A 15,865-nucleotide genomic window follows, 5' to 3' on the forward strand; every position below is an offset into this window, starting at 1 on the left:
ACAATAAATCCCCATTAGTTAAGCAAAACAATGCTCCACTGCTTAAAAAACAAGCATTTTGAAACTCAGCCACTTCAAAATGCCCACTTATCTAATTAATTGTTATCATTGCTTTGATCTGTTTGGTTATTATTATCAGTCGTTGCCGGTGACTCTTGTTGATTATCAGTTTTTTCAGTTGCTGCTTGGTCATTATTAGAAGCAACCGCCTGACTGCCAGAGTCCTCGTTAGACTGATTGGTTGCAACCGCTGTCCCAGCCTTAGTCTCAGTTGAATAATTGCCGGTTCCACTATTAGAGCGAGCATGATAATACGAACGTGAACCTTTGGCATAATTTGTACCAGCATAGCTCGATCCACTCGTTTCACCATAATAATATGTAGTTGTTGAGCTTATCTTCGCACTAGTAGCCGACGAAGCGGTCGTTGATGAGTGACTTTCACTAGAACTTGCAGCTATTGCTGTATTGGCTGCTGAATCCGTGAGTGTTGACTGAGCTGTTGAAGACTTTGCAGCAGCTTGATCAGCCTTTTGATCAAGCTTTTGCAGTTGTTTTGAATATTTTTTTGTCAAATTAGTAATTTGTTTTTTAAAGGCATTTGCTCGCTGAGTTGATGCAAAAATAACTTGCTGATGTTGTTGAAGAAAAGCTTTTGCTTGTTGCAATTTTTTTACCTTTGCCCGCAGATCATGTTTGCTGGCATGTTTTAGATCAGTGATCGTATTTTGCTTGACTGTTTGCTCAATTTGCTGAACAAAATGTCGACGTCCTGATGCAATTACTGCTTGATATTCATCGACCACTCGCTGATTTTGGCTCTCTTGATCCAAATATGTTTGGTAATCATTTTCCAACACTTTAAGCCTTTGCAACCGCTGAGTGTCCGTTTTAGAATTCTTCAGCGCCTTTTTTTGAGCTCGGATCTGATAAATTTCAGCGCTGATACGATTAGCCTCAACTTGTTGATGATGCCGTGAGATCCCTGCCCAGGCAACAATTGTGACCAACAGAACAAAACCAATTACACTAGCAATGACACTAACCTTTTGATTGAGCCGACGATAATGTGATCCTCTCATTTTATTCTTTCCTTTTTATTTGGATTCTGCCTCATAAATTATTTTAGCAAAAAAGGCTCGTTAAAACTAGCAGAAGAACATTATTCAAGCAATGGTTTTCTACGGCTTGTTATTTTCTTATCTTTTTGATATTATAATGATATCAAAAGGCTGGAGGAAGCTAAAATGAAATTATCAAGTATCATTTGTCGTTTAATTGGGGGATATTTGCTTTCCGGTATCTATCTCGGATTTACTCTACTAATTTTAAATGAACGTGGATCCGGTCAAGGAATACCTGTCACTTCAAATTTGTTCAACAAATATTTCATTTTCGATGCACTCTGCTTATTTCCGCTGGCTTATCTGATTGTTGCTAATTGGCGAGCAAAGTTAAAAGCTGCAGCTGATGAAAGCAATATCCAAAAAGCCTTTGAAAAAAGCGGTGAATCATTTGCCACTGCGAACTTCATCCCCGCTTATCTCTATCATGGCACCATGACCGGCTCATCAGCTGCCATTTTTTTACTGTATTACTTGGTATTTTTATTATCACCACTCGTTTTAAGCTGCTGGCTAATCTGGAAAGCAATCAAAAAGCTTTGTTTAACCCTTAAATGAGACCCCCCATTCCCAATGATTTTCTTACTTTTGAGCCGCATTTTTGATTTCTTTCAAATAAATTTTTGGTGAGCGCCGTTGCTTTAAAAATAACGGAACTTTTTCAATCCGAACATCACTAAATTCTAGACCAAACCATTGAGCTGGTGTTGTACTATGATTTTGCAAAAAGATTCTGGCTTTGATCAACCAGTGTTGCCAAGCTGGAAGCGTTGTATCCTCAGATAATAATTCATGAATTAAAATAAAACAAAAATCACCAATTTTTCGTTTCCCTAAAGTAGTATATTTTTGCGGTTGTTGATCGATAATCCCTCTTTTTACTAAATCATTCACAACTTGCCGCAAATAAAGATTAATATGATGACTAGTTTTAAATCCCAGATATAATTGCAAATCAACAATGTTTCTTGTCCCTAGCATATCCACTGTGTAGTAGCAATTATCAGGCTCATCAGTCGTATTAACGGTTACAAACCAATAAACTAAGGCTCGTTTAGGCTGCTTATCCAAAATCGAATAGAGCATTTCTCTTTTTACTTGATAGTTTGACCGTACTTTAGCCATCATTACAACATTGCTCATAAATAAAGGAATCGTTTGATCAGCTGTTAAATCAGCTAGTTGTTTTTTGTAATCCAAAAGTGAGACTTTATCTGTTTCATCCAATAAATTGTCACGAATTTGGTTTCCAAAATACCAAATTGCCATGATTGCCAAAATAATAATCGTGATTAACAAAGTAATATAACCACCATAAATAATTTTAGTTAGACTCGCTAATAAGAAAATCATTTCAATAGTCCCAAAAACTGTCACAAAAATTCTAGCAATTAGTGGATGTCCTCGATGTTTTAAAAAGTTTTTCAACAATAAAGTTGTCATTAGCATTGTCATCGTAATTGCTAAACCATAAGCGGCTTCCATTCGATCTGAAGTTTGAAAGTAAAGCACGATTAGCAACGTGCAAGTACATAATAACCAATTAACTTTATTGATATAGACCTGTCCACGTTGTTTGCTAGGATATTCAATTTTTAAATGTGGCAAAAGTTTTAGACCCATTGCTTCTTCTACTAAAGTGAACGAGCCAGTGATCAAAGCTTGTGAGGCAATAATCGCCGCTAATGTAGCCAGTAAAATTGCAAATGGTCGAAACTCTAACGGTAACATTTGATAAAACGGATTAGTGATCGTCTGACCAGCAGGCTGTTGTAACAGCCAGGCTCCTTGTCCTAGGTAATTAAGCATCAAGGCTAAAAAAATAAACGGCCAAGTGACGTAAATGTTGCTACGACCGACATGTCCCATGTCTGAATAAAGGGCCTCAGCTCCTGTCGTTGCCAAGAAAACTCCACCTAAAATAAAGATTCCAACTGGATTTACCGGCGAAAATAGTAGTTTAATTCCATAGATTGGCGATAAAGCTTGTAAAATCGACCAATTTTGGCTTAGATTTTTCAAACCGCTGATCGCCAAAAAACTAAACCAGCAGACCATTACTGGTCCGAAAGCTTTGCCAATTACATCGGTACCAAAATTTTGGATTGTAAATAAAAGTAACAGAATCACTAAAGTCCCAGCAACAACTTCTTTTTGCTGCGTCACTAAAACTTGACCATTAAATGCCATGCCCTTTAATCCCTCTAAGGCACTCGTCACGGTCACTGCTGGTGTTAGCGTTCCATCAGCTAATAAGGCTGCTCCGCCAATTAATGTTGGAATCAACAGCCATTTGCCATTTTTTCTAATCAGTGCATATAAAGCAAAAATTCCGCCTTCACCTTGGTTAGCGGCATGCATGGCAATCAACACATATTTGATCGTCGTAATTAGCATTAAAGTCCAAAAGATCAAAGACACAGTTCCCCAAACATATTCAGTTGTCAATGGCTGTTTGCCAAGCTCATTTAACAAGTTGCTCATGACATATAGCGGTGAAGTACCAATATCACCATAAACTACACCGACTGTGATCAAACAGCCAATTAACGAAAAACGAATCTGTTTATTCATTCCGACCACTTCCAATTCTCTCTTTAAAAATACCTGAGTGCCAAATAACTATAAATTAACAGCAAACAACCAATTAGCCAAAATTGTCCTGAAACAAAATGTTCTGTCGATAAAAAGGTCAAAATTATCAGTCCAATTAGAACTGTCCAAGCTAGATATTTTTGAAATTTCATTTTGTTTCACTTCACTTTTTAATTTTGAATAAAACTATACCCAACGCCAATGTGAGTTTTAATAAATTTCATTGCGTTTGCATCCGGCTCGATCTTTCTCCGAAGCGCAGCAATTGCCACGCGCAAAGATGTAGTATCGCCAACTGGCTTATCCTGCCAAAGCGAACGCATAAGATAGCCGTGAGTTAAAACCTTTGACGTATTATTAGCCAACAAGCACAGTAAATTATAGGTTGTTTCCGTTAAATTAAGCGGTCCATCTTTTAAATAAGCCGTTCGTGCTAAAAAATCTATTTTTAAATCACCATTTTGATAAATTCGCTGATTACCATTTGTATTTTCCAAATAATTTCGTCTCCGCAGTGCCGCCCGAATATGAGCTAGCAATTCATTAATTGAAAAAGGCTTGATTAAATAATCGTCCGCTCCTTGGTCAAGCGCTAAAATCTTATCATTTTCCTCATTTCTAGCAGAAACAACAATAATCGGCGTTAATTCCACCTGCCTGATCCGTTCAATAATTTCAATTCCATCAACATCCGGCAAACCAAGATCAAGCAGGATAACTTCTGGCTCAAACAATTTAAAACTATTCAAAGCTTCTTTGCCATCTTTGACCCAGATAACAACATAATGATTGGCCTTTAAAGCCATGGTGATCAAATGGCCGACTTCATGATCATCTTCGACTAACATTATTCTGAAATTTTTCATCTAGTTTTCCTCCCAGCTTGGTAAAGTAAACCAAAATCTAACTCCGACCGGTTTGACATTTTCAACACCAATCTTACCACCACAAGCAGAAATGATTGCTTGGCAAAGTGCCAAACCAATTCCCAGCCCTTTTCGACCAACAGTGCCGTTGTGACCACGATAAAAGAGTTTAAAAATTTGATCCTTATCATGAATTTGTGGACCGTTATTATAAATTGTGACTAAGATTTGCTGATGTTTAGTTTTAGTGGCAGCCAATTTGATAATTGAACCTGACGGCGTATATTTGAGTGCATTATTGATTATATTAACAATTACTTGAACAATTAATTGGCCGTTAGTGTTTGCAATTAAATCTGTTTCCGGTAATTCAGTTAAAAGTTGATGTTCTTCTGCCAAGGGGCTCAAATGATTAAGTGCTGCTTCAAAAATATCGGCGATTAATTCCGGCTCGCGTTTTACTTTAAAATTCTGGTTATCAACCTTCGTCATTGATAACAAATTTTCCGTCAAATCAATCAACCAAGCAGCATTTTGATTGATCGAATGGTATAGTTCATTCTTTTGTTTTCCACCCAATTGGTATTCCTCATGGAGCAGCATATCAGAATCACCATAAATTGCTGTCAAGGGTGTTCGTAAATCATGTGAAATTCCACGCAATAAATCAGCTCGTAATTTTTCTTGCTGTGCTAAAGCTAATGTTTCAGCTTGTTTTTTTAAACTTAGATTTTGCCGAATTGCTTGGCCACAAGTCAGGGCAATTGAAACTGCTAAGTCCAGTGTTAATGGATCTGGTAACTTGTTTTGATCAATTTTAATAGCAATTACCCCAGCTGTTTTTTCGCCTCGAATTATAGTCACTGGAAGCAAAATAAAATTTAACTTGCTGTTTTTAGTACTTCCCCATCCAGCTAGCTGCTGATGCTGTTTTACCCACTTAAACAAAGCCACGAAATTTGGCATTGCTAATTCGAGCAAATCAGCTGTAAAATTATCGCCAAATTTTTGCACTAATTCGTATTTGTGATCTTTCTCTTTCCAAATAAAAACATTGTTGCCGAAAAGCTTATTTAACTGTTCCCCAGTTACTTGAAAAATTTCGCTGATTGTTTGACAAGTCTGTAAACGTTGACTGGTTTTTAAAAGAATATCCGTTCGAAACGCCCGACCAGCATCTAAATTCGCTTGTTTCTGAATTTTAGCAGTCCAAGAACCACTCAAAAAAGCGACAATAAATAAGATTCCAAAGGTTAAGAGATTGTTAGTATTTGTTTGTAATGAACCAATTGGTCTAGTAAAGAAAAAGTCATACATAATGGGAATTGCTAAGGAATAAAGTAATGAGTAAAGTCTGTCTTTAGTTACTATTGCGGTCAACATCACTCCCAAAATATAAATCAAAATGATATTCGTATTATCAGAATTAATGTCTTTTAAAATTAATCCTCCCAAAGTTGTTATTAATAAAATTAGTAAAATTTTAAAAAAATTAGTCAGTCTAATTTTTTCAGTCAGCCAGGCTGAAAGTTTCAATCTTCGTTTAGATTTTGGAATTGCATCAATCTTTGAATTGTCTACCCTGACTTTTTCAATTTCTGGTAGCAGATGATCAAGCAAGTTGAATTGATTTTTATCCCAACTTTTCAAATATCCAGTTTCATAAATTACGGTTGTAATCCCCTTTTGCTTCACATATTCACTGAGCAAACGGATTCGATCACTCCCATAAAGGATCGTAACTTTAATGCCTAAACTTTCTGCTAAGCGAAAATTTGAAATCAAATTTCGATCATTCAGCAGGGACAAACTTTGACTAATATAAATTCCAGTTAGCTGAATTTGTCTACCAGCTGCTAAATCAGCAGCTAATTGAATTGTTCTTAGATTGCTAGCAGAATTTGAAAGGCAAACTAGTATTTGCGGTGGTTGATTTTCTTTCATCATTAGTTGCTCCTTCAACTTGAATTTGCTGCTTTCGACTATACCAAAATTCTTGTTAAAATGGTGTTAAAATCTCAGATATTTAAGAGAAAATAAAAAAGTGTTATAACTGCGTTAAGTCAACTAATCACTAAATTGTTCAACTTCATTTAAAATAGATTGAACAATCTCTTATGATTGGTTACTAAAATCGCTGTTAACGCACTTTTTCTTTTTGGAAAATGCCGTTAATAACTTCTAACCATGAAAATTACCAGTATACTGATTAACAGTAACATATGGTAAATTGCCTGTGTTGTATTCTTTAACCCAGACCTCCCAAAGACCATTTCCAATATATTGATAACGATTTGGTGTTGCATGATAGCCAGCATACAATTTTTGCTCAAAAGCTTTGACCCAAGCACCTTGCGGCTGAGTTGAACTGCTGACGGCGGTTCGACTATTAACTGAAGAACTATTTGAACTTGCTGATGTCATTAGCTGATTGGCCTGATGTGTTATTGAACTAGCACTGTCTGGAGTAGAATTAGTAATCGATCTTGAAGCTGCTGTGGTTGACTTGTTGCTGGTAGAAACGACACTGTCTGATTTAACTGCAACTGACGATCTTGAACTAGTTTTTTTCGTTGGTTCTTTTGCTGATCTTGTCTTTTTAGATTGTTTTTTATCTTTAACACTGGTTACTTCAGTTGTTGACTTGCTTGAATGTGTTTGCAAACCCCAAATTGCAACTGCACCCACAACAATCACTAAAACAGATAGCGCTAAAAGCCAGACCGTTTTCTTCATAACTTTTACCCCCAGAGGATTTTTTCCACATTATGACATATTCAATCTTGACTAACCAGTTTCTTTAAGGAAAATTATATTTTCTAACCTAAAAAAATAGCAGTCAAAAAAGCTTCGACTGCTACTGATTAAAAACAAAAATCTAATTAACCATTTTTAACTAAAAACAGAAATTGCTCGGTTGAAAGTCCCGGAGTGATGCGAACCCGATCAAGTGAATAAAAGCCTTGACTTTTTTGGGCAAGACCAGGATGAGTCGTCAAACCTAACTGATAATTGCATTTTTTAACTAACTGCAGTGTTTGTTGATCATATCTTCCAGCCGGATAAGCAATTACCTGCGTATTTTGATTTAATTGTGAATCTAACGTTTGCTTAGCATTATCAAGTTCCTGCCATTGCTGTTTGGCAGGCAACTCATTTAGGTCGAGATGATCAACTGTATGACTGGCAAAACTGATTAAACCCGTTGCCCGCATTTGCTTCATTTGTTCAACAGTTAAGTAGCCATTGCGCTGCTCAAAACCCGTAATATAATTAATCGTCGCTTTATAATGATATTTTTTTAAAATTGGAAAAGCGGCCGAATAGTTATCTGAATAACCATCATCTAATGTTATCCAAACACACTTGGCTTGAGGCAAAGAATTTGTCGTAAAAGCTTTAACGGCTTCAGTCGCCGAAAGCGAATAATAGCCAGCCTGTTTAAGAGCCACAATTTCAGCTGCAAATTGGGCTGGTGGCACCCGCAATGAATTGCCGCTGGAAATACTATGATACATTAAAATTGGAATCTTGATTGGCTGTTGATAATATTTCCAAGGCTTAGCTTGAGTTTTTTTATTTTTAACCGTTGCTATTTTATTTTTTGTTACTTTTTTGTCTTTTTTTGTTTGAGATATTCTAATTGTTTGTCGGTTACTTTTAGCTGTCTTTTCTGAGTGACAACTAACTAGAAACAATATCATAAAGCCCCAAGCAATTCCTAATAAAACTCTTTTTTTCATTTTACATTTCCCCAATTCATTGATACTTGTCCCTTTTAAAAGTCGGCGAATTAACTTATTATTTAAGTAGTTTCTTATTTTCCCCTCACCCCAAAGGATTGAAGGCTTGGTCATGTCATTTTTATTTATTTTTGTTTTTTTAATCATTGCTGGTTTTGTTGCTGGTTTACTATCTTCAATTGCTGGTCTGGCTTCACTTGCTTCTTATCCCGCATTACTCTTGATTGGCTTGCCACCAGTTTTAGCAAACGTAACCAATACAACCGCTTTAGTATTTACCGGCATTGGTTCACTGATTTCCTCGCTAAAGGAACTTCATGGACATTGGAAAAAGGTGATGGTTTTGACTTTGTTGTCAACTGGTGGCAGTATTTTAGGAAGTTTATTGTTATTACTTGCTCCAGCAGCTTCATTTGAAAAAGTTGTTCCTTTCTTTATTCTGTTTGCTGGTATCTTGCTCTTGTCCTCAAGTCGAAAAAACAATCATTTCCAATTTAATTTTCAAAGAATTCCAGACTTTTGGTTAAATTTACTAAGCTTTGGTGGCATATTTTTAGTTGGTGGTTACACAGGCTATTTTGGGGCTGCTGGTGGAGTTATCACATTAGCCATCTTGTTAGTTATTATTAACGAAGATTTTGCAACCGTCAATGCAGTGAAGAACCTTCTTGGCTTTGCCTGCAATCTAATTGCTGCCATCATTTTTATTTTCAAAACTAAAATTGATTGGACAATGGTTATTCCGCTTGGAATTGGTTTACTAATTGGCGGCTACGTAGGACCAGTCATCGTGAGACATGCTAATATTCATCTCTTGCGGATACTGATTGCTTTAGCTGCTTTTGGTTTAGCTGCCTATCTGTTTATAACGGCCTATTTTTAAATCTTCACTTAAAAATATTAACATCTCCACCAGCAACCAAGATCTTGCTTTTATCTTTGGAAAAATCACAGTTGTGATAATTGATATCAGCACCTTCACTCCTTTGGTCAATCGCTGGAACCGACACTTGGCTCAACTTTGCATCATCTTAAATATCAATAAATAGATTTTGCAAAGCTTTAACATCTTGCAGGATCAAATTTGTGTCACCAGTTATTGTTAGCTGGGCTGTTTGTAAATTCTGTAAATTGACCTCATCTTGATCTTAATCGCTGTAAGTTTTGTTTTTGCGGGCAAAATAATTCTAATTGGCCGTGCTCTATTTTTAGTATAAGTGATGCCAAAGTTATTAAGCACTACATTTCGTCCTTGAGTGTGTTCATTAATTGTCAAACTAAAACTCCAAAAGCTAATCCAAGTCAATTTTAAACTGATGCCATTCAGCACAAATCTTTTGGTACTGTATTTTACCTGCAGTCGTGATTTGATAATATCTTTGGTTTCTGCCTTGATAAGGCTCATCATAAAATGGATTTCTTAAAAAAATCAAGTTGTCTAATAAAACTTTAATTACTGCTAAAAAAACACAATAAATTTTTTAAAATAATTAAAAACAATGGGAGCTAACCTATGTCATAATTTGCAATTATTGGGCATAATTTCTGTTTGATTACTTGAACTGAAACAGACAGTGGCAACACCGTAACTCACATTGACAATTTTGCTAAGCTGCACCAACGTATTAAGCTTCTTAGCCGGCACTTTTGGCGTTTAAAGGGCAGCATTACTTCAGCTGATTAAACCTGCTTCTGTAAAAAAGATCATCAGTTAAATGCTGATGATCTTTTTTGATCGCTAATTTGATTACTGGATATTAAAAAAACTAATCAATGCTTGGGAAACCGTTCAAAAATACTATAGAATTGAGATTTATCGCCAAAATCAGCCATGTACTGCCCATTCAATCCAGCTTTTTGTCCAATAACCTCCAATTTAATAATCAAGTTTTCCTCATCCTTAGAATAATGCAACTGATCTTCCAAAGAAACACTTCGGATATAATTAATTAAGCGCATCACTAAAGCTTCGGGATTTTTAGCTGTTGGTAATTTTGAGGAAACTTGCAGCAAAACGTCAATAATATCATTTAATTTAGCCGATTTATGCTCCCGTTTGTCTAACATAGCAATTAATCGGTCAACATATTCTTGTGATTTTTGAGTATTATTCTTCATTAAGTAAGTGGCCTCCTGTAAATAATTTGTTTTGAAAATTAGAAATATGTCATTTTTAATATATCTGATTGATATTTTAAAAGCAACCGCAAAAAAGCTTTTATTTCAAGCATGCTTCAATAATCAGACCTGCATGCTTCAAGACTCAGACCTTTTTATTTACTTGCTAACCAGTCAAACTTTTACCATGCTATAATGGAAAACAACAACAATCCTTAGTCATGAAAAAGCAATTTTTGATAACTTGTTAAAAAATTAAATTAGCGGAGGCGCTGCTAATGCTTAAAAGAATTTTGGGCATTTTGGGCATCTGGATATTATTTTTTTCTTATCTAACTTTTCCTTCATCTCCGAGTTTTATTGCTCTTTTAGGTGAAGTTGCAATTGCAATTATTTTTTGGTTTCTAATTTTAAAGGAAATCAAGTCTACCAAAGTTTTGAAAAACCACTTAATTTTTAATCGGCAGCAAAAAATTACCATCAGCTTGATTTTTTTGTTGCTAATTTTGATTATGCTTGCAGGCAACGTACCTCAAAATATTAGCCAACTTGCTAATGAACCGCTAAAAAAATTTTTAGTTGGTTTAATAACAGCCGTAATGGCCGGCTTTTTTGAAGAAGCCTTTTTTCGCGGCTACCTTTTTTCCAGTTTTATAAACTGCCTGCAGCAAGGATCCTTTCGCCTAGTCTTAGCTGGTATTATATCTGGACTATTATTTGGATTGGCTCATCTAATAAATTATTTTATGGGTGGGGCAAATCTCCAAAGTACCCTGCAGCAAGTTTTTTATGCCGTTAGTTTTGGACTTTGCTTGGCAGCCATCCGGACAGCTTTCAATGGTTTAATTATTCCAATCATCATTCATATTCTAATTGATCTTCAGCCGGCGATAACTACTTACTCTAATTATCATGACCCCTGGTTGCCGATTATTCTAGCCTTTGCCCCTCTTTTATTGATTTCTGGACTATTTTTATTTGAAATTGGTCACAAAGTAACCGATAAGGACTATATTAGAATTAAGTAATTAGATTAAATTTAGAAGGATCAAGAAAATGGCTCAAAATACCAAACCAGATTTACGTCAACTAAAAAAGGAATACCGGCGGCGACACCGCCATCCATTTAAACGACCTGTCTTTTTAATGATTTTTGTCACAGTTATTTCATTTGTCGTCTTTTTTGTCCGCAAATATTTCGACCCAAGCAGTTATTTTTCAAACTTGCAAGAACTTTACCAAACACATGTTAAATATCAGGAAGCTCAAGGCAGTTTCAACGCTTTAGTAATTGGATCTGATGAACGAAAAAATCAAACTGTTGGGCATACTGATACAATCATGCTGGTTCATGCCAATCTAACTAAACATCGCTACACAGTTGTCAGCATTCCGCGCGACTCGCGAATTTATCTAGATAATATTGGTCATACTAAATTAACAAGTGTACAAACTATTTATCAAGGAAAATATGGTGCAAAAAAGGGAATTTTAAAAACCGTTGAGGCGATCTCGGCTTACTTGGATGTACCAATCAACTACTACTTAGAAACCAACTATTGGGGGTTACGTTCAATAGTCAATGCGATCGATGGAATTACTGTTAACTTGCCATTCAATGTGACACTCACCCATCCTTGGTACCAAGAAGACTATGATAAAGTCTTCACGAAAGGAAAACATCATTTGAATGGTAAACTAGTTGCCGAAATCGTCCATGAACGTGACTCAGTCCCCGAAACTGATTTTGGACGTCAGCGACTACAGGAGGCTGCTTTGGTTGGCATTATCAACAAGGTAACTAAACCAGCTTACGCCCTTAAAATTCCGGCGCTCGCCAGATCAATGTCAAAATTTTTGGTTGCCACCAATCTTAATACTAATGACTTAATTAGTATTGGCTTAGCTGTTAGAGGAAATTTCAATGCACAAAAACAAGTCAAATATCATCAATTAACTGGAAAAAATAAGGTTCTTTATGACAATGTTTTACAAAATTATAACGATGAAATTGTTTTGAACCGTAATCAACTCGATCGGATCATTGAACAAGACTTTGACGGGCAATAAACCTTTAATTTGCTGATCAAAAAGCTGGAAACTTTATTCAATGATCATTAATTAAATGAGTAGCTGGAAAACCCGATTACGATTACTTCCACCTGGGAATAGTTTGCTCAGTTTCTGACACTGAAGCGAATTACAAAATAGCCCTCAAAATTGATATTTAAAATCAATTATGAGAGCTATTTTTTCAATCAAGCTGCCAAGTGCGACTAAACTCCAAATAATTCTGAGTTATCTAACCAGTCATATTTCATAAACTGTTTTAACTTTTTGTTAACTGGGATCCAAAGACCGGTTCGTAACAAGTCATGCATAACTTCCGTAAACATAAAATCATTTTTCGGTTTTTTGATCAAAATAATTTGATCAGTTTCTGTTTCACAAATTACCTGTTGTTTTTTAAGACCAATAATTTTAACTGAAATAATATTAGGATTAAATTTCATAAGATATTTCCTCCTGCCTAATAGTGTTGACCAAATCAAACACTTGAATTGCTGCTATTTAAGGATTATGTACCTTAACGACAATTCTTATTTTAGAGATGAAATTTGAAAATCCAACGAAAAACGTTTGACATTCTGCTTAGGTTTTTACTAAGAAACGCTGACTGTTTAAACTAATTGCAACCAGCTTAATATTTTTTTATTTAAGTTGTGAATTTTCTGAGCTGAAATTTTTGCTATACTATATTAGTAAAACGGTATACCGTTCAAATAAAATGAAAGAAGCGAGTTCAAATGAAAATTATTTTAGCTGGCGACCATGCTGGATATGAATTAAAAAAAATTATTGCTACAAAACTGCAAGAGATGGGACACACGGTTAAAGACGCCGGTCCGTTTAGCGATGATTCAGTTGATTTATCTGACTTTGTTTACCCTGCAGCTCTGGCAATTAGCAAGCATCAATATGATCGCGGAATCTTTATCGATGGAGTTGGCTATGGTAGTGCTTTGATTGCTAACCGAATCTATGGAATCGATGCTGTTGTCTGTCAAGATCCATTTTGTGCAAAATTAGCTCGCCAACATAATAACAGCAATGTTTTGTGCTTAGGTGGAAAAATTATTGGTCCTGCAATTGCGGAAGAGATCGTTAAAACGTGGATGACAACTGAACCACTGACCCAGGAAAAATATCTGCGTCGAATTAAAAAGGTCCAAGCAATTACCGAACGTCATTTAAAAAAGTTAGATGAAATTTAAACAATTAACCTATTAAACAAACTAGAGGTTAAGGAAAGAGCAATTTTCTTTTCTTAACCTCTATTTATTTGAGATTATTTCTGGATACCTGCAAAGCAAATCTTGTCAATACTGATAAGCAAAAACTGCACCTTTGACTATTAACGTAGATAAAATTCAGCATCTGTAAATTGCAAAGTAATTGCATTAATTTAGATCAGTTGGATTGTTATCTCAGCTAATTCAAATTGTCTGAATTGGCGATTGCTAGAAATGACATATAATCCTGAATAAAACAAAAACAATCATGTTTGCTTGAATAATTTGCAGATTTTCGGCTTTCTCTCCCCAGTTTTTAAATAATAATCCGCTTAATTTATAAATTAATAAATACATATTTCAACTACTATTTTAAAAACTATTGCAATAAAATTCAAAAAAAGATCATAATTTATTCACAAAGTTAAATTAATCTAAAAATTAGAAGAAAACTAATGCACTTACATTTTATTAAAAATATGGGCGGGATTAATGATGAAAAAAAATATTTTATTTACCAATTTACGACATAAGTTGATAAAAATTACTGTCAGTTTAGCAATAGTTTTTGCATTTGGAGTATCTATCACCAGTCAAGTACAAGCCGCTAGCTCTACTTTTAAAGACCCAACAACAACTAGCCAAACAACAACCTCAAGCCAAAATACGACAAATTCAAAAATTACTCCTTACAGTTATCCCTTCAGCAGCCGTAATATCAGTGTCTATCTTGAAAACATGAGCAGTACATATCAGGCGTATTGGAAACAAGCTATTGCAGCATGGAACGATACAGGAATTGTTAAATTAACTATTACGACAACCAGCAGCGATGCAGATATTACTTGCAATGTTGAAACGTCATCTTCTGAAAACTACACTGGAATAACTGAATTAACCTATGATTCCGTTAATAAAAAAATTAAAAATGCTGTTTCTACTTTGTATAGCAATACTCTTGAAGACAATAACTATGGTGAAACAGGCTGTGTTGACGTTGCAACTCATGAATTGGGACATGCTCTGGGTTTAGAACATAATACTCAAGATCAAGATAGCATCATGTGGCCATCTTCCGAATATCAAACAATTGATGAAAACGATATTGAAGGCTTAACTGAAAATTATGCTTCAATTCCTTCTTTAAGTTCTACAACTAGCTCAGCTGCGACAAGCTCAATCAATTCAGCTACAAGTTCATTTAGCAGTTCCAGTTCTTCCAGCACGAGTAGTAGCTCGACTTCTTCCCTTAGTCCAAATAAAGATCAGAACTTTCAATCAATCAGCTCTAATCACCAAGTCAGCTCAACTAAAAATGTTCAAGTAATTCGTCAATCTCGTCACCATCAAGCTTGGCAAACGACCAAAACTATTCGTTCAAAAGTTTCAGATGCATCTCACCTAACTAGCAAAAAAAACAATCATTCTCAAAAGTCGGCTTCTTCACAAGAACCATCAAGAATGTCACCTTTAATTCAGATAAAAAGTAAAATTACTAGCCTGGTTAGAAATTTTAAAAAAGTTAGTATTGTTACAGACACTCAAAATTATTTAAAAGGTTTGTTATGAATATAAGTAAAAAGCGTATCTTTTTACTCTAAAATTACTAACCTAATGACGTACAGCTAATCTAATTATCAAAAACCTTAATAAAAAAGGTTCTTTTTCAAGTAGTACTGATAAATAAAATTGCCTAAATTGCAATTTAAATTGGTATAGCTGGATTATTAAGCTATCTGTTCTGCGGAATGGATGGCTTTTTTGATGTAATAATGATAATTTAAGCTGACGTAGCTGTTTTTTAAAGATAATAAGATTCGTAAGCGGAAGTTTTCAAAATTTCTAAATCCGTATGCGGTCCTTTTAATGACTTTGATTTTATTATTGGTACCTTCTACTGGGCCATTTGAAAACGAGGTCTTGAAACTGTTGATAATTTCACTTTGATGTTTACACAGTGTTCGATTAGCTTTCTTTATTTGTTCAGGCATTCCAGCAACTGAATTTAATAGATTACTTAAGGATTCAGTATCTTGATGATGAATGACATGTAACAGCTGTTGGTAATAGTTATAAGCTTTCCTCAGTTCGTCAGACATGTTCAGCAGACGATCAACGACATCAGC

The 15,865-nt window shown here is 35.2% G+C and carries 16 protein-coding genes; 6 read left to right on the forward strand and 10 right to left on the reverse strand.

All coding sequences use genetic code 11. The features are described from left to right. Positions 1–95: 95 nt before the first annotated feature. The gene (locus KH893_RS02120; protein ID WP_281164518.1) at positions 96–1,082 is read right to left on the reverse strand and encodes a hypothetical protein; all 987 of its coding nucleotides are present in this window, start codon (positions 1,080–1,082) and stop codon (positions 96–98) included. A 165-nt stretch (positions 1,083–1,247) separates the two neighbouring features. Here KH893_RS02120 and KH893_RS02125 point away from each other — a divergent pair, with 165 nt between their 5' ends. Continuing rightward, complete coding sequence (locus KH893_RS02125) at positions 1,248–1,682, forward strand: hypothetical protein (protein WP_281164519.1); 435 nt, start codon at positions 1,248–1,250, stop codon at positions 1,680–1,682. Between the two features lie 24 nt (positions 1,683–1,706). Here the strand turns inward: KH893_RS02125 and KH893_RS02130 are convergent, their stop codons facing one another. The 5 genes from KH893_RS02130 to KH893_RS02150 all read right to left on the reverse strand — a co-directional run bounded on the left by KH893_RS02130 (position 1,707) and on the right by KH893_RS02150 (position 8,328). Next, positions 1,707–3,698, reverse strand: coding sequence for a KUP/HAK/KT family potassium transporter (locus tag KH893_RS02130; protein WP_281164520.1), 1,992 nt, complete (start codon positions 3,696–3,698; stop codon positions 1,707–1,709). A gap of 191 nt (positions 3,699–3,889) precedes the next feature. After that, a complete protein-coding gene (locus tag KH893_RS02135) occupies positions 3,890–4,585 on the reverse strand; it encodes a response regulator transcription factor (protein WP_281164521.1) in 696 nt (231 codons plus the stop codon). Continuing rightward, positions 4,586–6,529: a DUF4118 domain-containing protein gene (locus tag KH893_RS02140; protein WP_281164522.1), complete on the reverse strand. Its 1,944-nt coding sequence runs from the start codon at positions 6,527–6,529 to the stop codon at positions 4,586–4,588. Between the two features lie 237 nt (positions 6,530–6,766). Next, complete coding sequence (locus KH893_RS02145; RefSeq protein WP_281164523.1) at positions 6,767–7,321, reverse strand: hypothetical protein; 555 nt, start codon at positions 7,319–7,321, stop codon at positions 6,767–6,769. Between the two features lie 146 nt (positions 7,322–7,467). Beyond that, entirely contained in the window at positions 7,468–8,328 is an 861-nt protein-coding gene (locus KH893_RS02150) for a polysaccharide deacetylase family protein (RefSeq protein WP_281164524.1), read from the reverse strand. Between the two features lie 112 nt (positions 8,329–8,440). On the opposite strand from KH893_RS02150, the gene KH893_RS02155 reads away from it, so the two are divergent. Continuing rightward, positions 8,441–9,211 carry a sulfite exporter TauE/SafE family protein gene (locus KH893_RS02155; RefSeq protein ID WP_281164525.1) on the forward strand — a complete coding sequence of 257 codons (771 nt, stop codon included), beginning with the start codon at positions 8,441–8,443 and terminating at the stop codon, positions 9,209–9,211. A 4-nt stretch (positions 9,212–9,215) separates the two neighbouring features. On the opposite strand, the gene KH893_RS02160 is transcribed toward KH893_RS02155, so the two are convergent. Together KH893_RS02160 and KH893_RS02165 are read right to left on the reverse strand one after the other, a co-directional pair. Beyond that, positions 9,216–9,347, reverse strand: coding sequence for a hypothetical protein (locus KH893_RS02160; protein ID WP_281164526.1), 132 nt, complete (start codon positions 9,345–9,347; stop codon positions 9,216–9,218). Positions 9,348–10,098: 751 nt separating this feature from the next. Next, positions 10,099–10,446 carry a bacteriocin immunity protein gene (locus tag KH893_RS02165; protein ID WP_427859743.1) on the reverse strand — a complete coding sequence of 116 codons (348 nt, stop codon included), beginning with the start codon at positions 10,444–10,446 and terminating at the stop codon, positions 10,099–10,101. Between the two features lie 278 nt (positions 10,447–10,724). Between KH893_RS02165 and KH893_RS02170 the strand changes: the two genes are divergently transcribed. Both KH893_RS02170 and KH893_RS02175 read left to right on the forward strand, forming a co-directional pair. Further along, positions 10,725–11,474: a CPBP family intramembrane glutamic endopeptidase gene (locus KH893_RS02170; protein ID WP_281164527.1), complete on the forward strand. Its 750-nt coding sequence runs from the start codon at positions 10,725–10,727 to the stop codon at positions 11,472–11,474. Between the two features lie 28 nt (positions 11,475–11,502). Next, complete coding sequence (locus KH893_RS02175; protein WP_281164528.1) at positions 11,503–12,516, forward strand: LCP family protein; 1,014 nt, start codon at positions 11,503–11,505, stop codon at positions 12,514–12,516. A 206-nt stretch (positions 12,517–12,722) separates the two neighbouring features. Here KH893_RS02175 and KH893_RS02180 read toward each other — a convergent pair whose 3' ends face one another. Further along, positions 12,723–12,959, reverse strand: a complete 237-nt coding sequence (locus tag KH893_RS02180) for a hypothetical protein (protein WP_281164529.1) — start codon at positions 12,957–12,959, stop codon at positions 12,723–12,725. Between the two features lie 294 nt (positions 12,960–13,253). On the opposite strand from KH893_RS02180, the gene KH893_RS02185 reads away from it, so the two are divergent. Beyond that, positions 13,254–13,721: an RpiB/LacA/LacB family sugar-phosphate isomerase gene (locus tag KH893_RS02185; RefSeq protein WP_281164530.1), complete on the forward strand. Its 468-nt coding sequence runs from the start codon at positions 13,254–13,256 to the stop codon at positions 13,719–13,721. Positions 13,722–14,234: 513 nt separating this feature from the next. Beyond that, positions 14,235–15,308, forward strand: coding sequence for a matrixin family metalloprotease (locus KH893_RS02190; RefSeq protein WP_281164531.1), 1,074 nt, complete (start codon positions 14,235–14,237; stop codon positions 15,306–15,308). 158 nt (positions 15,309–15,466) lie between these two features. Here KH893_RS02190 and KH893_RS02195 read toward each other — a convergent pair. Next, positions 15,467–15,865, reverse strand: a 399-nt coding sequence (locus KH893_RS02195; RefSeq protein ID WP_281164532.1) for a transposase, incomplete at its 5' end; no start/stop codon positions are given.

This window comes from Liquorilactobacillus sicerae (genome assembly GCF_029916425.1).
GTDB classification, from domain to species: Bacteria; Bacillota; Bacilli; order Lactobacillales; family Lactobacillaceae; genus Liquorilactobacillus; species Liquorilactobacillus sicerae.